Genomic DNA, 22,406 nt, shown 5'->3' with positions numbered 1-22,406 from the left:
TCAGTTGCCGTCCTTCTCCTTGTCTTTGGGCTTGTTGTTTCCGTTGCCGTTGTTGCCGTTGTTGTTTCCCGGTCCGGTCTTCGGTTCCGGAGCGCCGGTCGGTGGGGGAGGCGCAACCGGGTTGACCTCGACGGCACTGCTGGGGACGGAGACGGGTGCCGGGGCGGGGACGACGGCGGTGGTGCTCGGTCCCGGACCGACCGTGCCGTCCTGATTCTGAGACGCGATGGCCAGTGCCGCCACGACCACGGCCACCAGCACCGCGGCGATGGCGGCGACGATCAGGCCGGTCCGCCGTGGTCGCCGGGGCTCGGGCGGCAGCTGGGGGACGGAGGTGGTGGGTGTGAATGCTCTCGTCGGTGGCGGATGCGGGCCGGCCGCTCCGAGGACGGTGTCCCGCATGGTCTGGGCGTCGGCGTACCGCTGCTGCGGGTCGCGGGTCATCGCCCGTTCGATCGTGTGGACGAGGTTCGGATCGGCGTCCGGGCGGGCTTCGCGCAGCGGTCGGGCCGCTCCGTCGGTGATGGCCCGGGCGAGCGACAGGATGTTGTCGCCGGCGAACGGCCGGTGCCCGGCGAGGGCTTCGTAACCGACGACGCCGACGGCGTAGAGGTCGTCGGAGGTCGTGGCGGGTGTGCCCAGGAGGCGGTCCGGGCTGAGGTAGGCCACGGTGCCCAGCACCTGTCCCGTCGCGGTGTGGTCGGACGCGGCGCTCTTCGCGATGCCGAAGTCGGCGACCTTCACCGTGCCCGCGGCGGTGAACAGCACGTTTCCCGGTTTGATGTCGCGGTGCAGGATCCCGGCTCCGTGGGCGGCGCCGAGGGCGGCGAGCACGTCGGCGAGGATCGACCGCACCCGCGCGTCCGGTAGGGGGCCGGCGGAGATCTCGTCGGCGAGGGTCCGCCCGGGCAGGCGCTCCATCACGATGTACGCCATTCCGGCGTCCTCGCCGCAGTCGTGCACCGCGACGACGTTGGGGTGATTCAAGGTGGCGGCCAACCGGGCCTCGGCCTCGAACCGCCGACGCGTGTCGGGGACGGAGGCGAGCTCCGGGCGCAGCACTTTGATCGCCACGGGTCGCTGCAGGCGCAGGTCCCATCCGTCGTGGACATCGGCCATTCCGCCGCGCCCCAGCACTCCCCGCAACTCGTACCGACCTGCGAGAACTGCGGACACCGACATGTGCTCACGCTATCGTCAGCACTTGTGCCGGACACCGCTGCCTCCTGTCTAACATGACGCCATGACCGCTTCAGGTAAACGCCGACACCTGTCCGTCGTTCCCGACGTGCCGGTGATCGTCCGGCCGTCCGAGCGGCCGGGTCGCCGAGACGTGGCGAGTTTCCACCTGCGGATCGAACTCGACGACGTGTCGCCGGCCATCTGGCGGCAGTTCGTCGTGCCCTCGAATCTGCGGCTGAACGAGTTGCATCCGATCGTGCAGACGGTCATGGGCTGGCAGGACAGCCACCTGCATTCGTGGGTCGGCGGTGAGCCGCCCGCCTCCGAGCGGTACGAGATGCGCGAGAGCATCGAAGAGGGCTTCGCCGACGAGGACGACGAGCTGTGCGAGGACGCGGTCCGGCTCGATCAGGTTCTGGCCGAACCCGGCGAGCTCCTGTCCTATCAATACGACTTCGGCGACGGCTGGGACCATACGATCGTCCTCGAACGGATCGAGGCCGACGGGCCCGCGCCGACGGTGACCTGCCTCGCCGGCGCCCGCGCCTGCCCACCAGAGGATTGCGGCGGACCGGGCGGATACGCCGACCTGCTGACGGTCCTGGCCACGCCGTCGCACCCCGGCCACCACGACGCCGGGGCGTGGGTCGGGCCCGGCTTCGCGCCCGAATCGTTCGGCGTCGACGCCGTGAACCGTAACCTGCGGATCGAAGTCGTGATCCGTGACCACTGGCCGGTGACGGATTCGAAGTTCGCCGACCTGCTGCGACGAATACCCCATCAGGCTGCCCCGCATGTCTTTTCGCTTCTCGAGCATGCCCAGCTCACCACGCGGAAGGGTGATTTTCCTGCGGCCCAGGAAGCGGCGACGCTGCATCTGCGGTGGTTGCTGCAGCGCATCGGATCCGACGGCATCACGCTGACTCAGGCGGGCTACCTGCCCCCGGCCGTGGTGGCGGAGATGCGGCAGGCGTTACCGGGCTTCGACGACTGGCCCGCCACCAGCAACCGCGAGACGGACCAACGGCCGGTCCACCTGCTCCGCGAGTACGCCAAGACACTCGGACTGGTGCGCAAGTACAAGGGAAAACTCGTTCGAACCAATCTCGGAACGGCGATGGCGGACAACGCGACACAGATGTGGCGTCATCTGCTCGATCGCCTGCCGCTGGGCACCGAACAGATCGAGCGGGAGGCCGGATACCTCGTGCTTCTCACCCTCGCCGCAGGCACGTCGTCGGACGAACGACGGGACGCGATCGCCGAGGGACTCGCCGCCCTCGGCTGGCAGACCAGCGACGGGACGATCGTCGGCCGGGAAGAAGTCTTCTGGACCGCTCGCCCCACGATCTCGTTCCTCGAACTCATCGGCGCAATGGTCGAGGGCTACGTCCAACGCGACCAGCCCATGGACCCCGAATGGGGTCGGCTCCTCGCTCAGATGGTGCTGTCGATGTAGGCGGCAACGTCGTGACAGCACCGGGCTACGCCCGAACCTTTTTGGGCGCAGTTGCTTTCGACCCGCACCGCAATAGCGCGGTGCCGATGCCTCCAGGCGTCGCCGGACGATCACGCAAACGACACTCTTCGACGCAGAACGATTTCGGGCCACATGTGTCGGAATCTTCTGCTTTGATACGTCCATGCAATAGTCGGTCGCGAGCGAGGGAGGTTGACGACGATGGTCGATTCCACCGAGGTGCCCGAGGTTTCGTGGGCGGGAATGGTCGAGTGGTTGACGGGTTCGCTGGTCGATCAACCGGTCGCGCTCATCGTCGAGATCGGCCCGAACAGCTACGTCAGTGAAGACGACGACGAAGAAGTCGTCTGCGCGCAGATTCAGGTACTGGCCGACGGTGTGTTGATGCTTCGTCGATCACGCGTCGAACTCGGACATTTGCTGCTCGCCGACTATTCCGCCAAGCACTTGACCCTCGACAGGTGGCATTTCGACGGCCACTTCGAAGACTGCACGGACGGCTATCTCTTCAGCCGTGACGTGAACCTGATCGCGAACACCTGCGTGGCCTGGTTCCGGGACAATTGGGGAACGCGGTCCACCAGCGAACTCGGATGCTCGTATCGATTCCCCGACGAGTTGATACCGTCTGTCGACGCCGACGACGTGTTCTGACCTCCGCCGCGGCAGAAGTCGAGGATTCGAGGGTCGCGGTACGTCGATTCCGGCACACTGGTTCCATGAGCACTCCGCCGCGTCGTCGGTGGGTGTTGCATGTCGACGAGTCCAACGAGACGAGCCGCGGACCCCGCATGAGTCGGTTTTCCGCGAGGTGAGACCTGCAATTCGACCCCCAAGTTGGGTGGGGGACCGGCCTCAGCGGTGGTTACGTCGAAGTTCTTTGAGCCTCTTCCGAATCGGCGATGGATCCATTCCCTGAAGATTCAGGGGCGGATCGATACTCGTCAGCACGTCGTCCTCGAGCTTCCCCAGCGTGTCCGCGTCCACGTAAGGGACGGTCAACACTTTCAGGTGTTGCTTCATCCAGACTGTGAGCGCTTCTTCGTCAATGCTGGCGCTCCCAGCGGTGTTGGCGAGAATCGATCCGAGAGTCTTTCTAAAGGTGGAGAATTCGTGGCGTCCGCCGAGGTGCATGCCGGAGATGCGCGACCACAGAGTGTTGCTCGAACGCTTTCCGCTCGGCCAGCGGGTCGCTCCTGCCAGGCCTGCGTATATCAGTCCACGCGTGACCTGCGTGTCGAGTCCGATCGTCAGGTCCGAAGCACCGGAATCGTCAACCCACCAGCTGTAGAGGCCAGGGACCCTGAGACCTTCGCCGTTGTACCCGAGGAATTCTGTCGGTTCGACTGCCTGGGATTCGTCGAGCCACATCGTCACAAATGATGATGTGGCCTCATGGGCGTTCTCGTTCTGAGAAACCAGAACCCCTTCAGAGTGAGGATCAAATGAGGCGTACCACTGGAGTCGCGCACCCATGGCAAGGCCCTCGAGTCGGTTGACAACTGTTGCCCCTTTGGCAGTGAGATGGTCTGCGATCACATTGATGTAGGGAGCTCCAGCATGAATCTCGACGACTTTGTCGCGTAGTGGCCCGGCGAGCAACTCGAGACGCTCTACCGCCCACGCACCCCAAGCTGCGCGATAGGTGGGCGGGGTGTCAGGAAGGTAACGCTCGTAGGGGGCGAGCCAGTCGTCGGGCGCGACGAGCCCATGCTCGGCGGACAGAATGAACCACGGAATGCTGCGGACTTCGGCATAGGCCCGTTGCTTCTTGAACAGCGACGAGATATACAGGTCCTTGGCTGCTGCTGGGACGTCGAGTTTTGTCTTGACGCAGGTCACCAGCAGTAGATCTGGCTGCTCTGCGTTGTCGGAGTTGTTGGTAGCGGGTGCTGACGGCTCGGGGGACGCGACGGGACCGGCCTTGTGTGCCGTGGCATCTTCTGCAGGGGTGCGGATGAACGTGACTTCCGTGCCCAGCCGAACGTCGCCGACAGAGAATCCAGCCGACTGCCATTCACGAACGTGGGGGCGATCGCCCGACCACCATGTGCGGTGCTTCGATGCAGAAGGTGGCAGCTCACCGACTACGTCCTCGAGTTCGTCCCATCTCAAGCGAATCGAGGTGCTGATTCCACTTAGTTTCTCCGTCAAGGAGCTCCACTGCGCCACAGGAGCAGTATTTATCACGTCACCGACAATGGTCGCGCCGAGGTCTCGTTTCTCGACTGGATGCCGCCAATAATCTGCGTGCCGCTGAATTCGGCACATTGCCTCCAATCCAGATATCCGACAGGACCGAGCTCGCGGCCGATTGCCAGAGCCTGTCGGATGTGCATCCAGAACCGACAAGCCAAACCGTCATCAGGACACGGCAGACCTCGTGGATTCGAGGATTGCAGGTTCTCAAGTTCAGGCACACTGGTTCCATGACCACTCCGCCGCGTCGCCGGTGGGTGCTGCATGTCGATCTCGACCAGTTCATCGCCGCCGTCGAGGTGCTGCGGCACCCTGAGCTGCGGGGACGTTCCGTCGTCGTGGGCGGTCGCGGGGATCCCACCGAGCGCGCGGTGGTGTCGACGGCGTCGTATGAGGCGCGTGAGTTCGGTGTCGGCTCCGGAATGCCGATGCGGATCGCGGCACGGAAGATCCCGGACGCGGTATTCCTGCCCGTCGACGCCGAGGCCTACACCGAGGTGTCGGCGGTCGTGATGGATACGTTGCGCAAACTGGGCGTCGTCGTCGAGGTGATGGGCTGGGACGAGGCCTTTCTGGGTGTCGAGACCGACGACCCGGAGGCCTTCGCGCGAACCGTGCACGACGTCGTCCTCGACGCGACCGGGCTGCACTGCTCAGTCGGTATCGGCGACAACAAGTTACGGGCCAAGATCGCGACGGACTTCGGCAAACCGCAGGGCATCTACCGGCTGACGGAGGAGAACTGGTTCACTGTCATGGGGGAGCGCCCCACCGACGCGCTGTGGGGGATCGGTAAGAAGACAGCGAAGAAGCTTGCCGCGCTGGGTATCAGCACCGTGCAGGAACTAGCCGACGCCTCGGATCAGGAATTGGCCGCGACCCTCGGTCCGAACATGGGACCGTGGTACGCCAGGATCGGTCGCGGCATCGATCTCTCCCCGGTCTCGGCGGAGCCCTGGGTGGCCCGGTCGCACAGCCGGGAGACTACCTTTCAGCAGAACCTCGCCGGCCGGGAGGCCGTCACCGAGGAGATTAGACGTCTCGCCGCCCGGGTCAGGGAGGACATCCTCGCAGAGAACCGCCCGGCGGTGCGAGTGGCGTTGAAGGTGCGCTACGCCCCGTTCGACACCCACACGACGAGTAGGCCGCTTCCGGAACCGACATTCGATCCCGACGTGATCTCCGACGCGGCAGCAGCATTGGTCGACAGACTCGACCACGATCGGGAAGTGCGACTCCTTGGCGTGCGGCTGGAGATGACCGTTCACGCTGAGTGTTGATTCGTGCACTCGGCATGAGTGTCCGGGTTACCCCGGCCACGTTCACCACTCGGTGGTGTTCCCGCAGCGATACCGTCTGCCCGCCGGGCGGGTCTTATGGTTGGTTTCTGTCGGGCATCTTTTACGTCTCGTCCGCAACTCGCCGAAGACGCACCACCGTCAACAACCGCTGCGAGGGCAGCGAGGTTGAGAGCAGCATTGTGATCACGATCCGCGCGGTAACCGCACGCATCGCAGAGGAACACCCGAACATTCAAAGGCAGTTTGATTTTCACTACCTGGCAGCTCGAGCAGGTCTTACTCGACGGATACCACCGGTCTGCCACATGCAGACTGGTGCCGGTCCACTCGGTCTTGTAGGTCAGTTGTCGCCGGATCTCGGCGAGCCCCGCATCATGCAGAGCCCGGCTCAGCCCGCGTTTGTAGGCCCCGCCGGAGCGGGTCATTCCGGCAATGTTGAGGTCTTCGACGACGACGGTGTCGAAGTCCCGGACGAGTCGGGTGGTGAGTTTGTGCAGGTGATCGCGGCGCGCGTCGGCGATGCGGGTGTGTACTGCCCGGATCTGGTCCTGGACGCGCTGCCACCGGCGGGAAGGTAGTCGGCCGGTGCGACGATCCGGGCCGACACGGCGGGACGCGCGGCGCCCGAGGCGACGCAATCTCTTCGCGTGCTTGCGGGCGTGTTTCGGGTTCTCGATCATCTCGCCGGTCGAGAGGACCGCGAGGTGCTTGAGCCCCACATCCACTCCGACGACCGACCGAGGACAAGCGGTGACGGCGGGGAGTGCTCTGGCGGGGAGAGTGATTTCGACGGAGAAGGACACCTGCCACCGGCCGCGTCGATACGACAGGGTCGCCGACCGGATCCGAGCCGTCCCGGTGATCGTCTTGCGGGCCAGTTTGCGGGTGGATTCGCACGTCCGGATCGCCCCGATCCGGGGTAGCTGCACATGACGGCGGTCGCCGCCGTCGGTGACCAGCCCGAAACTGCCTGTCGTGAACCGGCAGGAGAGTACCGCCCGTTTGCTTTTGAAACGGGGGAATCCCATCGAGCCTTTACGTTTCCCTGACCGGGCGTCGGTCCAGTTCGACAGGGCGGCCGCGCAGTTCGCGATCCCGGAACTGTAGGCCTCTTTCGAGTTCTCCGGCCACCACACCTTCCCGGTGTCGGGGTTGACGGCGATGTCGTTCTTGACGGTGTTCCAGTGTTTGCGCAGGCTGTACGCAGACCACGACATTGACGGGGTGACCTCCGCGTCCGGAACATCGTAGGAGCGTTCAGCAGCGCGTTGGTCGAGGTTTGCCTTGACCTGCGAGAGTGCCCAGTTGTAGGCGAAACGCTGCGCCCCGCAATGCGACCGCATCGCCTCGACCTGTACCTGGGTTGGATCGAGAACGTACACGAACGCCCGAATCACCACCCGAGACGGCTCCGGCGCAGCGATGTCGGCAGTCCGATCCGCGAGTACCGCAGTGCCCGTCATGGGCAGTCCGTCGCGGCGGTCACGGCAGTGTCCGCACAGCGGGCACCGTGCTGCCCGTGCATACGGGCACACTGCGACGTCATCACCTCGGTCATCTCCCGCACCAGATCATCAACCACCCCGTTGTCGGCCAACACGAGCAGAGTACGACCTTGTACCGACAAGAACGCCTCGACGTACTCAAGCCCGAACCCTGAAACTGGCCAACCGATCCCGATGCCCCAACACGATCGTCGTCACGTCCGGATCGGCACACAGCTCATGTAGTTTCGTGCGCTTCCCGTCAGGCCGGAACCGAACTCCGTGACCGTCTTCGACACACTTAGACCCAATACCGTTCAGTTAGTGCGGGTTGCGTTACGATGAGGTGTGCCTCGGAGTGGATGGGTGAAGCCGGTCTCGGATCGGCGGTTGTCGGATGTGGTGTCGGTGGGGTTGTTGACCAGGGTGTTTCCCGCGTCCCTGGTCGATGAGGTGATCGCGGAATGCGGGCGGACCGAGCAGCGCAGTAGGTCGTTGACCGCTCGCGTGACGGCGTATTTCTCGATCGGGATGGCATTGAATTCGCAAGGCTCCTACGAGGAGGTCTTCGAGCAGCTCACCGACGGTTTGTCGTGGTCGTCGGGATGGTCGCAGTCCTGGTCGCCGCCGACGAAATCGGCGATCTTCCAGGCCCGGTCCCGGCTGGGGCACGAACCGGTGCGGGAGCTGTTCCGCCGTGTCGCACGACCGCTCGCCGACGCGGATACACCCGGATCCTGGCTCGCCGGGCGCCGGTTGGTGGCCCTCGACGGGACCTGCCTCGACCTGCCCGACACCCCGGCCAACGCCGAGCATTTCGGGCGGCCCGGATCGAGTCGCGGCGAGAAGTCCGCGTTCCCGCAGGCACGGTTGGTGGCCCTCGCCGAATGCGGCACCCACGCGGTCTTCGACGCCGCGATCGGACCGTGCCGCACCTCCGAGCGGGAGCTGGCGCACGATCTGTTCGACACCCTCGAACCGGGAATGCTGCTGCTCGCCGACCGCGGCCTGTACGGATTCGACATGTGGACCCGGGCCGCCGCCACCGGCGCCGACCTGCTGTGGCGGGTGAGCTCGACGCTCTCACCTCGCCACCTCGAGACCCTCGACGACGGATCCTGGCTGGCGCAGATCGTCCCCACCTCCGGGAAGAATCGGCAGCAGCGCACACCACTGACGGTGCGCGTGATCGACTACACCCTCGACGACGGGCGGGGAAACCCCGAGCAGTACCGGCTGCTGACCACCATCGTCGACCCCGCCGACGCATCCGCGGAAGAACTCGCCCTCGCCTACGCCCAACGCTGGGAGATCGAGAACACCTTCGACGAACTCAAAACCCACCAACGCGGGCCGCGAGCGGTCCTGCGGTCGAAATCCCCACCGCTGGTCGAGCAGGAAATCTGGGGGCACCTGTGCTGCCACTACGCCATCCGCACCCTGATGCGCGATGCCGCGACCGCCGGCAGTCACGACCCGGACCGGATCTCCTTCGTCGCCGCCCTGCGGATCACCCGACGATCCCTGTCCCACAGCTCTTTTTCCCCCTCATAACCACCACGCCGCCACCCGATTGTGGAATCAGGGCATCGCCAAACTCCTGCGCCGCATCAACCCGGCACGCCGACCCCGATCAAACCCCCGCGTCGTCAAACGCAAAGTCCTCAAATGGGCCGCCAAACGCGCACACCACCAACACCATCCACAACCCACCCAACCGCCGAAATGCACCGTCCTTGTTCACTAACTGAACGGTATTGCACTTAGACCACGTTGACCGCACCCGTTCACCACCCGACCCGCCTGCCGCAATTCGGTTTTCTGATCAGACGACGACACCCGGCAACACTCCACAACCGCGCCCGAAGTCCCGACAGATGGCGCGCAGGCCGCAGGATCTACCACCAGGATGGTGCCCGTCGGCAACGGCCGAGCTCGGATAGGGAGCGTTTCCGCGTGAAACACGCCAACGCGGTCCGATACTTCATCGTTAACTACCGCCGATAGTGCAACATCACGACACTGAACGGCACGAAACCATCTCAACAAGCGAACAGTAGGAACTCGCCCAGGTGAGCGGCGGAGCGTGCCCGGCACGCTCTGCCGCTCACATGTCAGCGGCGATCGTTAACTACCGCCGATAGTGCAACATCACGACACTGAACGGCACGAAACCATCTCAACAAGCGAACAGTAGGAACTCGCCCAGGTGAGCGGCGGAGCGTGCCCGGCACGCTCTGCCGCTCACATGTCAGCGGCGGGCGAAGACTGCGGGTTCGCTGTCGGGAACCTGGGCGACGAGGTCGCGGGCGACGAGGTGCCGCAGGTGGGCCGCTGCCTCGGACAGCGCCATGCCCTTGCCCATGGGGGAGATGTCGGCCCACGGCTTGTACCACTTCATGCGCTCGGCCACCTGCCACACGGTGATCTGGTCGTCGCCGAAAGCCTTGTACAGGTGGTCGAGTCGCTCTTCGTGGTGCTCGATGAGTTCGCCGGCGCGGCCCGCGACGTCGTCGATCGGGATGCCGTGGGCGCCGAGTCCCCGGGTGATGTCCATGGTCTGCACGCGGCGCAGCGAGTCCATGAACTCTGCCAGGCCGTCGCGCTCCTCGAGCGGGTACACGAAATTGCCGACGTGTGGCGTCGTCTTCTGCAGGACGTGGTCGCCGGTGAACATCACGTCGGCGTCTTCCAGGTAGAAGCAGACGTGGCCGGGAGTGTGGCCGGGGGTGTAGACGGCGCGCAGGTTACGGCCGGCGAGGGCAATGAGTTCGTCGTCGACGAGAACACGATCGGGCGCCGACTCGGGACCCGCCGGCGGCTTCCCACTCGTTGCCTTCTCGAATGCCTCGAGATCTGCCGGGGCGGCACCGGCACGCGTCATGTTGGCCTTCTGGAAATCCAACCACTCGGGACCATGACCGGTCGACATGTGCTCGAACATCCCGTGATCGGATTCATGCATCGCGATCCACGCACCGGATGCCTCCCGGACCCGCCCGCACAGACCTGTGTGGTCGGGGTGGAAGTGCGTGAGTACGACGCCTTCGACGTCCTTCACCGAGTGTCCGATGGCCTCGAGTCCGGAGGTGAGGCCGTTCCAGGCGTTGTCGTCGTCCCAGCCGGCGTCGACGAGGATCAGACCGCCGGGTGATTCCATCGCGTACACCAGGGTGTGACCGAGGGGGTTGTCGGTGATCGGCACCGGAATCTGGAAGATCCCGTCACCGATGGGCGCTGCGTCGCTCATATGCATACCTCGTTGCCTAGATGAACAAATTAGTTCTACTTACCTTCATACTGACCTTTCGGCGCGGTTTGCGATACCGCGGGTCCCGATTAGCGGACGACATGGCCCGTGACCAGGTGCTTTCGCGCGAGATCCGACCGGGAGACCGGAAGACCCACTGGATGCCGGACGCTATGGAATGCTCCACTCGGACCAGCTTTCAACATGCTCGCATTGCGACAGGAGACTGCTTTGACCACAACCCTCGTTCGATCACGCCGCCGGTGGTACACGACCGGAATGTGTAGTCTCGCCGTAGTGGGTGCCTCGGGGCTGCTCGCCCCCAGCGTGGCGGTTGCCGCGCCGGCGGCGTTGCCTGCCGGCTGTGTGCAGGGCGCCGGCACCCAGGTGACCTGTACGTTCACATTCACCGGCAGTGCGCAGTCGTTCACCGTTCCCGAGGGCATCACCAGCTTGGCGGTGACGGCAACGGGCGGCCGTGGTGGAAACAGTGAAGACATCCTCGGCGGCGCCGCGGCGGTCGCGACCGGACAGTTGACGGTCGCCGCGGGTGACGCGCTGTACATCCAGGTCGGCGGCAACGGTGGTGACGGCACCGGCCAAGCCGGATACAACGGTGGTGGAGGCGGCGGCACCGGCGCAAGTGGCGGTGGCGGCGCCTCCGACGTGCGCACCGGGACGGGTGAGCTGGCGGATCGTCAGCTCGTCGCCGCAGGCGGCGGCGGTGCGGGCGACACCTACATCGGTGGCGCGGGCAACCTGATGGGCCCCGACGGTCAAGCCGGCGGCGGGGGCGGTGGCGGCGGTGGTGGCACGGCCGACTCCGGCGGTGTCGGAGGCAACGGTGGCACCGACCCGCATGGTTCCCCAGGTGAGGCCGGTGTCGGTGGTGCCGGCGCGGGCACGGGCGGCGGTGGTGGCGGTGGCTGGTTCGGCGGCGGAGGCGGCGCCGAGAACTACGGCGGCGGCGGAGGCGGTGGCGGGTCGTCCTACGCGCCCGGCGGAACCTTCAGCGTCGCTGGGGTGGATGCTGTTTCGTCGGTAGTCATCACGTACGGGGCCGGATCGGGAACAGGGTCACTCGGAAACCTCTTCGGCAGCAGCTGATCTCGACTCCCACGCTGGAGTCGTGACAGGCCGCGAAGTGACACACGAAATCGGCAGCAGCCCCGAACTTTCGTTCGGGGCTGCTGCCGATGGTGTTCTCAGACTGCGACAGCCGCCGTCGTAGAGGCGGACGCGGGTTCGTAGATCGCTTCGATGCGGCGCCGAGTCTCGTCGGGATCGGACTTCATTGCGAGGACGAGTTCGGAAATGACGAGCTGCATTGCGTGCTCGAGCTGCCGCTTCTCGCCGGCTGACAGCGGCTTGACCTGCGAACGCGTCATCAGATCGCGGATGACTTCACTCACCGTGAAGATTCCGCCGACGGTCAGCTTTTCCTGGTTGGCCTTGAACCGCCTCGACCAGTTCGACGGGTCGTCGACCGTCGGACCGCGCAGGATGTCGAAGACTCGACCGACTTCGTCGTTGTTGATCGCGTTTCGCACGCCGATGGATTCGGCTTTCGCTACCGGGATCTCGATGGACAGCCCGTTCTGAGCGACCTCGAACTGTACGTATTCGGTGGGCAAATCGTTGAACATCCGGGTCGTGAGCTTTGTGACTGTCACCGACCCGTGGTGCGGGTACAGAAAGATATCACCGATATTGAGATTCATAGATTACCTACCCTTCACATACATTATGGCACACGCTGCCATCTTGACAACTGCTGACCAGATATGAACGATCTCTGGTGGGTGCTCCTACCGATTGCGAAGGCCGTTGATGACCAGACTCGAAGTGTTCTCCGTGTCGCCTGACCTGCCCGCCGGCCCGTTGGGGCTGCGGGAGCGACGACGTGAGCAGACGAATGTCGAGATCAGCGAGACCGCACTCACACTGTTCGAACACAAGGGTGTCGAGGGCACGACCGTCGGAGAGATCGCGCAGGCTGCGGGAGTGTCGCAGCGAACTTTCTTCCGATATTTCGCTACCAAGGAAGAGGCCGCACTCCGGGATCACTGGGCCTTCGAGGCGGTCTTGGCCGGAGGGCTCGACCAGCTCGACTCGGAAGTTTCACCGAGGCTCGCCCTGGAAACGGCCTTCGCTGCTGCTCTGACGATGTACTCGGACAGTTTGTCGATCGCCTGCCGGCGATTGCTGCGGGTGAACCGACTCATCAAGAAGGAGCCGGCGCTGCGGGCGGAGCTGGCGCGCGAGAGTGTGCGTCGGACCGCGGCGCTTGTCGATGTGGTGTCGAAGAGGTTCGACTGCGCCGACTTGCAGATTCGACTGGCAGTCGACGTGTCGATCGCCGTGCTCCGGGCGGCGTTGGAAACGTGGGTGGACCAATCGTCCATCGACGAGGCGGCGAGTCTGCCCGAAATCTATTCATTGGCAAGGGGACTCGCGCAGGCCTGATCGGAGAGGGTCCGCAGGCGCCGGCTCAGCCGGCTAGGAAGCTGAACCGGACGTGCCGCACCGGGTTGTCGATGTTGGTGTCGACCAGGCACACGGATTGCCAGGTGCCCGTCGCGAGTGCGCCATCGAAGACGGGTACGGACGCGTAGGGCGGCAGGAACGCCGGCAGCACGTGGTCGCGGCCGTGCCCATGGCTGCCGTGGCGATGGATCCACCGGTCGTCGCGCGGAAGCACCTCGTCGATCGCCCGCAGCAGGTCGTCGTCGCTTCCCGCGCCGGTCTCGATGACGACGAGTCCCGCAGTGGCGTGCGGCACCCACACATGCAACAGGCCGTCGCCGGCCCCGGCTGAGGCGAGGAACTTCTCGATCTCACGGGTCAGGTCGTGCACCACCGGCTCAGCGCCGGTGCGCACCTCGATCTCGGTACTGAACATAGTTCCGACGTTAGTGCCATGCCCCGTGACAGTCGATCGGAACGTGTGCGGCCTTCGCATACGCGGATGTGTCAGTCGCTGCTCTGCACTGGTGGCTATCCGACGACTGCACCCACTATGTGACCTATCCCTGCCACGATCGGAATCGCCAACAACGCACAGAGGGGCGTCAGCAGCCCGATGAGTACTCCAAACGCGATGCGTCTATAGATCTGTCCGACAACGAAGAATGCAATCATGACGACGAGCCCGACAACAAGAGCGGCCCATGCCCAGGCCGGGGTGCCCGAATCAGTCGACGGATTCACGATTCCGACGACAAGGAGCACGAGCGTAATCGCCATTGACAGATAGGTGGCGGCACCGAACCAGGTGTCAGTTTTCTCGGTCACGGAGCCACCGCATACTGTGCATCAATGTTGATCGCGAAGTGAATCGCCGCGAACTCCACGCCGACTATCGCCGCGGTGACAATGCCCAGTGCAAGTCCGCGCCGGGCCGCCGAGCCGCTCGCGAACAGCGCGACCGCAACCAGGATGCTGATGACAGCTTCGGTGCCAATGGCGGCGAACTCGACGGCCACGTCGGCCGGGTCGCCGGGGAGGAGAGCGCCCACGATTGGAGCCACAGCAAAGAACCCTGCGACGACGAGTGCGAGCCATGACGGAGTGCCCAGAGTTGCAGCTCTCCAATAGCCTGGGCCGGTTGTCGCGGCCCTTCTCAACACATTCATCAACATTCGACTCGCCTCCTGGTCACTTCACGCGCGGCGGATTGTCGGTGCTGCCCAGGGACGTGCTGGGAAGATCGGACACGGTGGGAGGGATGCGCCCAGCCCATTCCTGAACGTGCTGAAACTGTTCCAGCGCACGTTCGCCGCTGCCGATGTCATGGTCGGTCCAGAGGTTGAGCGCCGGGCCCCATGGCTGGCCCGAGGCCGCGGGATCCACGGCTACCGTGTGCGTCGCGCCAGTGGGATCGTCCTGGTACACCTCGAAGGACGGATAGTCGGCGCGCGTTCCATTGACCGTCACACCAGTGGAACTGGGCATCCCAGGCTGCCCCTGCCCTGGCGTGATCACCACATCGCCGTGCACGGTGGGCATTGCATCGCCGGGTGCTTCGAATGGTCCGACTTTCGGATGGAAGGGGTTCGCTGCTTCGTACTTCAGGCGCACTGACCCGTCGTCCGCCTGCCACACCTCGGCGTCCGGAGACCCGACCTTCACCTCACCGTTGGTATCGACCGACGGGTTCTGCCGCATGACGACGATGCCGTTCTCATAGTCGACATATGTGGTTACTCTGCTGTTTTCGGGATCGAAGTCGGGAATGTTCGGGCGATTGTCTCCCAGGTCGTAGTACGGCCGGTTGAACACCGAGTACTGCTCGATGAAGCTACTCGTCCGAACGACCCCCTGGCCCGGTACCGGATCGATGTGCACAACCTTGATATCCGGCTGCACTCCTTGGTACTTCTCTGTGTAGCTGTTCGGATTCAGCACGGTGGCGGTTTGCCAGTCACTTGGCGAGAGCGGGTATCGCCCGAACATGTCATTGAACGCTTCAGCTGAAACTTGATCGCGGGCTTCCTGTGTGCCGACAACATGTTCTGCGCCCGAGGGATCGAGTCCCTCAGGTAGTTGATTTCCGCATGCCCGGATCTCGACGGCGGCGTCGCGAATCTTCTTCGCGGTGTCATCCGCGACCACCATGAGCTCCCGCAACGCGGCAGCGATAGCGGATGAATGTTGCTTAGCCTTAGCGGTATAGCCGACAACGGACCAGTCATCGGCCACAGCGCAATGGTCGGCCTCGGCCTCAGCCGTTCTGGTGTTGACAACAGTCAGATGAGAAACAAGATTGTTCGCACCTTGATCGAGCACATCAATGAGCTCCAAGATCTCGCGCGATGTCCGTGCACCGATATCGCAGTCGGTTCCGATCCGGTCGTATGCCGCATCGTACGATTCGCCGTGCCAGTGACTTCCCGCATTCTGGATCCCCGAGCGCATTCGATCGAGCTGACCTGCGTAGTCGGCGTCCCCGACGCGCAGACGCGCGGCGACATCGAGGAGTGCGGCCGGCTTCCATCGTTCGATCTCGCTGCGCGTTGGCATCAGGGCTGAACTCCGATTGCGTTCAGTTGCGATCGGAAGTCGTCCTCCGAAACTTCGAACTCGTGCGCGTTCCCGGTCGCGACAGCCGCGATTCTCCTCGCTCGCTGCGCCATTCGCAGATATGCGCCTTCGATGAACTCGCCGGCCTCGTCGAGTGCCGCAGGGACATCGCAGCCCGGCATGAAGTCGCCTACCGTGTTGATCGAGCCACGGACTTCGATGTCATCGATCGTTTCGCCTACGTCATGCATAGATGAAGCGAGCACGCGCAGTTCTGTTGGATCGACCTTCACGATGTGTCCCCCCGAAGTGTCCCCTCACCTCACGCTATCTGGATCCCCTCGATCCGACTCCGCAAGGCCGCGAAGAGTATATTCGACGCCCAATTCCGGCGCCGACTACGGGTGGACGCGGCACCTGGTTGCGAGCACACGCGCGCGCCGTCAGCATGAGGCGCCAACGTCTGCCGCCGCAGGCGCCGCTACTTGCGGCCGGCTGCCCACTTCATGCCCCAGCTGTAGGTCTTGTCGAGGTCGGCCTGGCTGCCTTCGATGTACTTCACCTCGCGGGTGACGGTGATGCCCTGTCCGGTGTTCTGCAGCATCGCGATGGCGCAGATGCGAGCGGAGCTGTTCGAGGAGTCCAGTCGAACCTCCACCTCGGGTCCGCTGGTGGGGTAGAGGGTGACGACACCGTCCACTGCTGCCCAATTGGGTGCGCCGTCGTAGATCATCGCGAAGATGAGGATCCGCTTGAACATCTCCGGTCGGTCGAGGTTGACGTGCATGTTCTCGCCCCCGGTCACGGTGCCGGTGCGGTCGTCTGCGTCGAGCTTGACGAACGGCGGGGCCTGCAGCGATCCGAAACTGTTGCCGAGTGCCTGGACCACACCCTTCGACCCGTCGGCCAGTTCGTAGAGGCAGCCGAGGTCCAGGTCGATGCCGTTGGTGCCGCCCGCGGCGGCCGCGAGCTTCGCGAAGAAGCCGGTCTTCTTCGGTTGCGGTGTCGCGCCCGTCGACCAGTTGAGGTTGACCCGCATCGCACCCTGCCGCTCACCCGACTTCGTGAGGCTGACGGAAGGCGCGGCCTTCGACAAGGTCACCTTGCTCAGGTTGACTCCGCCCTGCGGTGCGGCAGGAGTGGAGGGGCGTCGGGTGTAGTCGATGGCCACGGGTGGGAACCTTCCGATTGACTGAGCGGCGCGCGTCAGACAGTTGTCCGATTTGCACGATTTTGGTCCAGAGTAGCGGCAGTCGCGCGCGGCGGACTACAGCCCGACCATGGTCACGCTGAATCCCGTGCACTCCACTCGATCGCCGGGCAGGTGTCCATCACCATCGCGACGCCCGTTGCGATCGTTCGCTGGAAGGCGGCCTCGTCGATGACGCCCAGTTGGAACCAGACACCCTTCGCACCGATCTCGACGGCCTGGTCCGCGAACTCGCCGGCGGCCTCCGACTGGCGAAAGACGTCGACGACGTCGATGGGGAACGGAACGTCCGCGAGAGTGGCGTAACCCTGCTCGCCGAGCACAGTGGGGGCGTCGGGATGGATCGGGACGATACGTTTTCCTCGGCGCTGCAACAGCTCCGCGATCCGGAACGCCGTCCGGTCCGGATTGCCGGAGAGTCCGACGATTGCCCACGTCTCCCAGTCGTCGAGCATCGACGAGACAGCGTTGGGGTCCTGCCACTTGGTATCCACATCGCCAAACTACTACTCGCTTGGTTCGCAGAGGTATCGGAATGGCCATCAGACTTCCCGTGAATCTGTGCTCGACAGTCCGGGATCGGTGTTCTCTTCGATCCGACTCGATCGCCCAGGTCATCCGGCTCCGGTACGTGCCGACAGAATCGGATCCGTACGCCCTCGATGAACCGGGAAGATCTATGGCATTACGCGAGAACGAATGCGGCAGGGCGGCGTCCAAGTTGTAGAAACACTGAAAGCGGAGTCAGTCCGGACATCCTGCGACGCTAATATGGCTCCATTTGGTCACCAGGACCATCCCGATCGATCGGTCTCCGGCCCGGCAGGTCCACCGTCCTTGCCTTCGCGTGAAGGACGCCCGATCGCCGAGATCCGCTGGCAGCATGTACTCAGGATCGATACTTATCCTAACAGCCAGCTACTGTCGGTCTGTTGCGGCGGGAAGGGTGAGTACGTGGAGGAACAGTTGATTGCGGATATCTCTCAGGGTGCCGACGTGGCACCGGATTTTGACACGCGTCTGCGTAGCGAGGCGATGAGGTTTCTGGCAGTCCGCACCAATGACGGTCTCGACTCGATCAGTAGACAGGAACTGCTCGACTTCTCCATCGATGGCGAGATGTTCCGATTGATGGATCCCACTCGCGGTATACGTAAGCCGCGTCAGCTCGCCTCTGCATTGTCGATCAGCACAACCTATCGTCGTGCTGGTGAAGAACGACCGTACGAGGATACGGTCGGTGTGGATGGACTCCTCCGCTACAAGTGGTCGGGGAAGGACCCTGAGAACATGGACAACCGGGGTCTTCGTGCGGCGATGAAGCTGAAGGTTCCGCTTATCTGGTTTTATGGCGTGGGTCCGAGCCGCTTTCAGCCGATCTACCCAGTGTTCATTGTCGCTGAGGAAGCGGAGCAACATCAATTCGTGGTCGCAACGGAAGTGGCGCGTGATTTGCACCGGACGGAATCGCCTGTGGAGGAGCATCTTCGTCGATACATCGTTGCGGAGACCAAGCGGCGTCTGCATCAGCCCGTCTTCCGGTCCACTGTGATGCGCGCGTACGACACCCGTTGCGCGGTTTGTGCGCTTGGGCACAGTCAACTTCTGGACGCGGCGCACATCGTTCCAGACTCCGACGATGAGGGCATCGCTTCTGTTCGAAATGGGCTAGCGATGTGCAAGATTCACCATGCGGCATTCGACGCGCATATTCTGGGCATCCGACCTGACCTTGTGGTCGAAATTCGACAAGACCTGCTCATCGAGATCGACGGGCCGATGCTCGAATACGGCTTGAAGGAACGGCACGGTCAGAAGCTCATGGTAGTTCCGCCGGTCCGGGCTGAGCGACCCGATCGGGAACTACTTGAGGCAAGCTATGAAAAGTTTCGGTCAGCGGGGTAGTCGCTGAATCAGCGGCACAAACTGCTCGGATGCAGGCTCCTGCGTCCGATGTTGTCGTCGGGCTGATTGAAACGAATCGGTTGCTGTCTAGTTCGAGATCCAGACAGAATCCGTTTCTACGGCCACGCTGGATACGTAGGGGCTACTGGTTTTGCGAAATATTTGCCCAATCGCAGCTCTCCCAATGGCGGCGCAGAGCGTCGCGATCCGGATGATGGCTGGGGTTCGAGGGCAGCCTCAAAGGCTTGCCCTCGTGACTTCCGTATTCCGTGTGAATTAGGTCCGGTCCGACCCGTATCCGCAAGTGCTGATCGATTGTCATGCGTTGGAGGTCGAACAACGTGTGAATATCGGCGCGAAGTAATAGGCCGTTGGTTACGTGATTTGTGTGCATACCGTAGTAGCGGTCGATGTGTGCCGCCTCCAATACGGCGAGAACCGTTGATCCAGTAACTGCGCAGGTGCTGTCGTAAGAATTGATCAAGGAGTTGCGAAACTGCCCCTGCCCTTGACGTACTGCGATGTCTCTCTGCGCACGCTTGCGGAGATCGTCCCCGGGCGCATAGGCAGTGAGTCCGTCCGGAAAAGTCTGATCGATAACGGGCTCGTTCCCAAATAGTCCGCGTAAGTATGCTTGTCCTTCAAGCTCTTTCACCTCGATGCGACCGTTGCTCGCGGGGACAGTGATTCCGGTAGCCGCGGCCATCTCCTTCCATCGTGGCTGTCGCACCGGTGCGGAGCTCTGCGGCTCTAATGTGAAGCGCCACCGATATTCTCCGGTGGCCACATCGTGCCAATGCGCAGGCGGATGGGACGAGTTCAACTCGAACGTTTCCGAGGTTGCTCGTGCCCATCCGATGAGACCTGTGCCGGCCATCCAGAAGAAGACGTCGTCAGTCGGCTCGATCTTGGTACGGGGCCGTGTATCCCAAAAGCCGTCTTTTTGTGCGAAGTCCCAGTGATCTGGGTAGTCCTTCGAAATGACAAGTACCCATGCAGTCAACGCTCGTGCGCCTATCCCGTATCGCACCGGGTGGAGGCATGTCCTGAAGCGGAAGCCTGTCGGGCCGTGCTCGTGTGTATAGTATTTTGTTTCGGTAGTGCTGTGGCTCAGCTATTTTCGCTCACCAGTGCGTGGAGAGCGTTGCGTGTCTCCTCGTCCGTCGAGTAGATGACAGTGCCCACCATCCCGCGGGTGAGTAGCACCTTGTAGATATTGCGAACCAGTTTGTTGAATCGGATATCGCTGACCTTCTTTAAGTTTCGCATATCGGGGTCCCGATTTGCGGAGCGTACAGTTTTGAACTGGCAGTCGCGCCACACGAGATCGGGCCCAAGAATGACTCCATTCCAGTCGTACTCGAATCCCTGCGCGGTGTAGACGCACCCGACCTGATCAAAACCACCCTCCTCGGTGGCCCACAATGGTGCTGGTGGTGCATCACCGAGGCGTCTGTCGCTCTTACTGTTCCACGGCCGTGACCAGTCACCGATCTGGACATCGGCGGGTAGCGAGCCATCCTTGTTTGCGTCGCTCCACGGCCAGCAATAGCCGGCTGTCATTCGGGCGGTGTAGCCGCGCTCTTGCTGCTGTGAGAGGAGATGCTCTAGTTCTTGTGGTGTATTGGCAACGCGAACCGCGAACTGCGGATCACCCCTCCACGCGCACGGACCTCCCTCGACTAGCCCAAGAAGGCGCTTGACCCAAAGCACGTACTCTTCACTGCCACCGCAACGAAACTGTTCGCCGAGGTGTACGTGCTGCGTCGTAAGACCGAGGGTATCGGCGTGACGCTGGATCTGCTCCAGCGAGCCCATTTCTCCTGGGCGAACCACCTGATGTTCGTCCAGGAGAAACACCGGTACGCGCGCGGCGGCGATCAGCTCGTCGATCTGAGGCCGGTCGGTTCGCAGCTCTGCCTTGGTGTACCGGTCAACGGACGTTTCGCGGATACGATGGGCCTCGTCGAGTACGACCACGTCGAGCCCATTGCGGTCTGCCGTCATAAACTGGTTGAAGTACTTGAACATCTTCTGCACTCGCGGGGCACGCGCGCCAGCCACCTTCCGGAGCGTCTGCGTGAATGATCGGGACCCGGTTGCATGCAGGACCGTCCGGCCACGTCGAGCGAGCTCGCCGACGAGAGACAGCGCGATCACACTCTTGCCGCTGCCTGGCCCGCCTGTGACGATGATGATGCGTTTGCCGTCGCTGGCGCGCGCCTGCTCGACGGAATGCAAGACCAGGTCGACGGCGAGCTGTTGTTCGCCCAGTAGATGGAACTGTGGTCGGTCGCGGACTTCAGCGGCCGCAACCTTGAGGAGCTGCTGCGATGGAGCGACCGCGGAGCGAATGAGGGTGTCGCCTGCGGTGTGGCCTGCCGTGGCGGACAAACGCGTCTTGAGGAATTCGACCATGTCGCCCCGGTCCGCGGCTGTATACAGTCGTGCGGTCGTGCTTACAGGGAAGGCGCGCAGATCAGCGACTGCGCCGGGGTCGGTGGCGTTGTGAAGGTATGCGATTCCCGCGAGCGCGTCGGGCCGATTGGCGAGTGCTTTTGCGAAGTCGGAGAGATAGTCGCAGTAGCCCTTCACCTGAGCAACGGGGTGCAGCTTAGGCCCGCCTGGCATGCCTGGGACGTCGACGAGTTCCACGCTGTCTTCGTAGCGATGTGCCGCTGACCACTGTTTAAGTTCGACGACCACATACGACGGCTCACCCGTTTTCGGATGAGTGCCGGCGAGCACGACATCGGCCCGTTGCGAAGTCAGTGGGAGGTGGTATTCGACGAGCATCTCCACGCTGCCTAGCCCTGCATCGCTTAAGTCGCGGGCCAGAACTGGGAGGCTGCGACTCCAGGACTTCTGCTCTGCGTCGCTCGCCCGGCGACCGGTCCGAAACAGCATCTGTTCAAGAAGCTGTTCAGCCAAGGACTCGGGATGAGCCATGCCGACGATTCTGTCGGCAGAGGTACGAAGCAAGGTCACAGTGGGGTCCCCCGGGCAGCACGAATCAACTCGTGCGGGTGGGGGCATGTCCGTGGCTGTGAATCACAGCGGAAGTCCGTCGGGCCGCAACACACAGATTAGCCGAGTTGCATACTCTGCTCGTGCAGCGGTGTGCCGTGTCAGCCGAATGGCCCGCGAAGTCCAAGCCGTGGCAGCTTCCACCAATTGTTTGCCAGCACGCCACGTTCGGAGGAAAGTGGTCCTTCTCGGTTCTCGGATACGGGTCGCCATGGGCACACATGCTGTGGTCAGGTGTGATAAGACCGGTACTTCAGGCGGCTACCGACGCCGGGTCGTTTGGCTGTGACCAGTTCGGCGGCACCATCGCCCGCGCCCGCATCACCTACCTTGTTGGCTACTGTCA

General features: G+C 63.4%; 21 protein-coding genes. 7 read left to right on the top strand and 14 right to left on the bottom strand.

Features of this window, described 5'->3' with window-relative positions:
• Positions 1 to 1,182, bottom strand: a complete 1,182-nt coding sequence (locus CJ177_RS40180; protein ID WP_061044440.1) for a serine/threonine-protein kinase — start codon at positions 1,180 to 1,182, stop codon at positions 1 to 3.
• A gap of 61 nt (positions 1,183 to 1,243) precedes the next feature.
• On the opposite strand from CJ177_RS40180, the gene CJ177_RS40175 reads away from it, so the two are divergent.
• Together CJ177_RS40175 and CJ177_RS40170 are read left to right on the top strand one after the other, a co-directional pair.
• Positions 1,244 to 2,641: a plasmid pRiA4b ORF-3 family protein gene (locus tag CJ177_RS40175; RefSeq protein WP_061044441.1), complete on the top strand. Its 1,398-nt coding sequence runs from the start codon at positions 1,244 to 1,246 to the stop codon at positions 2,639 to 2,641.
• Between the two features lie 222 nt (positions 2,642 to 2,863).
• Positions 2,864 to 3,316 carry a hypothetical protein gene (locus tag CJ177_RS40170; RefSeq protein WP_061044442.1) on the top strand — a complete coding sequence of 151 codons (453 nt, stop codon included), beginning with the start codon at positions 2,864 to 2,866 and terminating at the stop codon, positions 3,314 to 3,316.
• A gap of 201 nt (positions 3,317 to 3,517) precedes the next feature.
• Here CJ177_RS40170 and CJ177_RS40165 read toward each other — a convergent pair whose 3' ends face one another.
• On the bottom strand, positions 3,518 to 4,816 hold the full coding sequence (locus CJ177_RS40165) for a DUF6884 domain-containing protein (protein ID WP_257014913.1): 1,299 nt from the start codon (positions 4,814 to 4,816) through the stop codon (positions 3,518 to 3,520).
• A gap of 275 nt (positions 4,817 to 5,091) precedes the next feature.
• Between CJ177_RS40165 and CJ177_RS40160 the strand changes: the two genes are divergently transcribed.
• A complete protein-coding gene (locus CJ177_RS40160) occupies positions 5,092 to 6,141 on the top strand; it encodes a DNA polymerase IV (RefSeq protein ID WP_061044444.1) in 1,050 nt (349 codons plus the stop codon).
• Here the strand turns inward: CJ177_RS40160 and tnpB are convergent.
• On the bottom strand, positions 6,126 to 7,625 hold the full coding sequence (tnpB, locus tag CJ177_RS40155; protein WP_061044445.1) for an IS607 family element RNA-guided endonuclease TnpB: 1,500 nt from the start codon (positions 7,623 to 7,625) through the stop codon (positions 6,126 to 6,128). The two genes, CJ177_RS40160 and tnpB, sit on opposite strands and share 16 nt — an antisense overlap.
• A 369-nt stretch (positions 7,626 to 7,994) precedes the next feature.
• Here tnpB and CJ177_RS40150 point away from each other — a divergent pair, with 369 nt between their 5' ends.
• On the top strand, positions 7,995 to 9,200 hold the full coding sequence (locus CJ177_RS40150) for an IS4 family transposase (RefSeq protein WP_061042523.1): 1,206 nt from the start codon (positions 7,995 to 7,997) through the stop codon (positions 9,198 to 9,200).
• A 697-nt stretch (positions 9,201 to 9,897) separates the two neighbouring features.
• Here CJ177_RS40150 and CJ177_RS40145 read toward each other — a convergent pair.
• Positions 9,898 to 10,896 (bottom strand): MBL fold metallo-hydrolase, encoded by a 999-nt coding sequence (locus tag CJ177_RS40145; RefSeq protein ID WP_061701535.1) that lies wholly within the window; start codon positions 10,894 to 10,896, stop codon positions 9,898 to 9,900.
• A 231-nt stretch (positions 10,897 to 11,127) separates the two neighbouring features.
• Between CJ177_RS40145 and CJ177_RS40140 the strand changes: the two genes are divergently transcribed.
• The gene (locus CJ177_RS40140) at positions 11,128 to 12,003 is read left to right on the top strand and encodes a glycine-rich protein (RefSeq protein ID WP_257014911.1); all 876 of its coding nucleotides are present in this window, start codon (positions 11,128 to 11,130) and stop codon (positions 12,001 to 12,003) included.
• A 98-nt stretch (positions 12,004 to 12,101) separates the two neighbouring features.
• On the opposite strand, the gene CJ177_RS40135 is transcribed toward CJ177_RS40140, so the two are convergent.
• Entirely contained in the window at positions 12,102 to 12,569 is a 468-nt protein-coding gene (locus tag CJ177_RS40135) for a CarD family transcriptional regulator (RefSeq protein ID WP_231914481.1), read from the bottom strand.
• 157 nt (positions 12,570 to 12,726) lie between these two features.
• Here CJ177_RS40135 and CJ177_RS40130 point away from each other — a divergent pair, with 157 nt between their 5' ends.
• Complete coding sequence (locus CJ177_RS40130) at positions 12,727 to 13,362, top strand: TetR family transcriptional regulator (protein ID WP_061044448.1); 636 nt, start codon at positions 12,727 to 12,729, stop codon at positions 13,360 to 13,362.
• A 25-nt stretch (positions 13,363 to 13,387) separates the two neighbouring features.
• Here CJ177_RS40130 and CJ177_RS40125 read toward each other — a convergent pair whose 3' ends face one another.
• From CJ177_RS40125 to CJ177_RS40095, 7 genes are all read right to left on the bottom strand, one after another.
• Positions 13,388 to 13,798: a secondary thiamine-phosphate synthase enzyme YjbQ gene (locus CJ177_RS40125; RefSeq protein ID WP_061044449.1), complete on the bottom strand. Its 411-nt coding sequence runs from the start codon at positions 13,796 to 13,798 to the stop codon at positions 13,388 to 13,390.
• A gap of 95 nt (positions 13,799 to 13,893) precedes the next feature.
• Entirely contained in the window at positions 13,894 to 14,190 is a 297-nt protein-coding gene (locus CJ177_RS40120) for a hypothetical protein (RefSeq protein ID WP_061044450.1), read from the bottom strand.
• A complete protein-coding gene (locus CJ177_RS40115) occupies positions 14,187 to 14,414 on the bottom strand; it encodes a hypothetical protein (RefSeq protein ID WP_257014910.1) in 228 nt (75 codons plus the stop codon). The genes CJ177_RS40120 and CJ177_RS40115 overlap by 4 nt, the downstream gene beginning before the upstream one ends.
• A gap of 139 nt (positions 14,415 to 14,553) precedes the next feature.
• Positions 14,554 to 15,918: a hypothetical protein gene (locus tag CJ177_RS40110; RefSeq protein WP_095870321.1), complete on the bottom strand. Its 1,365-nt coding sequence runs from the start codon at positions 15,916 to 15,918 to the stop codon at positions 14,554 to 14,556.
• Positions 15,918 to 16,211 (bottom strand): hypothetical protein, encoded by a 294-nt coding sequence (locus CJ177_RS40105; protein WP_257014909.1) that lies wholly within the window; start codon positions 16,209 to 16,211, stop codon positions 15,918 to 15,920. Before CJ177_RS40105 ends, CJ177_RS40110 begins: the two co-directional genes overlap by 1 nt.
• Before the next feature lie 188 nt (positions 16,212 to 16,399).
• Complete coding sequence (locus tag CJ177_RS40100; protein ID WP_061044453.1) at positions 16,400 to 17,089, bottom strand: Tellurium resistance; 690 nt, start codon at positions 17,087 to 17,089, stop codon at positions 16,400 to 16,402.
• Between the two features lie 113 nt (positions 17,090 to 17,202).
• On the bottom strand, positions 17,203 to 17,622 hold the full coding sequence (locus CJ177_RS40095; RefSeq protein ID WP_005252603.1) for a CoA-binding protein: 420 nt from the start codon (positions 17,620 to 17,622) through the stop codon (positions 17,203 to 17,205).
• A 460-nt stretch (positions 17,623 to 18,082) separates the two neighbouring features.
• Here CJ177_RS40095 and CJ177_RS40090 point away from each other — a divergent pair, with 460 nt between their 5' ends.
• On the top strand, positions 18,083 to 19,033 hold the full coding sequence (locus tag CJ177_RS40090) for an HNH endonuclease (RefSeq protein ID WP_255221339.1): 951 nt from the start codon (positions 18,083 to 18,085) through the stop codon (positions 19,031 to 19,033).
• Positions 19,034 to 19,175: 142 nt separating this feature from the next.
• Here the strand turns inward: CJ177_RS40090 and CJ177_RS40085 are convergent, their stop codons facing one another.
• Both CJ177_RS40085 and CJ177_RS40080 read right to left on the bottom strand, forming a co-directional pair.
• Positions 19,176 to 20,036 carry an HNH endonuclease gene (locus CJ177_RS40085; RefSeq protein ID WP_063819652.1) on the bottom strand — a complete coding sequence of 287 codons (861 nt, stop codon included), beginning with the start codon at positions 20,034 to 20,036 and terminating at the stop codon, positions 19,176 to 19,178.
• 107 nt (positions 20,037 to 20,143) lie between these two features.
• Positions 20,144 to 22,021, bottom strand: a complete 1,878-nt coding sequence (locus tag CJ177_RS40080) for a DUF2075 domain-containing protein (RefSeq protein ID WP_331712331.1) — start codon at positions 22,019 to 22,021, stop codon at positions 20,144 to 20,146.
• Positions 22,022 to 22,406: the final 385 nt, after the last annotated feature.

It is taken from the genome of Rhodococcus sp. ACPA1 (assembly GCF_002300195.1).
Classification (GTDB): Bacteria; Actinomycetota; Actinomycetes; order Mycobacteriales; family Mycobacteriaceae; genus Rhodococcus_F; species Rhodococcus_F opacus.
This window is presented reverse-complemented; position numbering and strand designations above follow the sequence as displayed.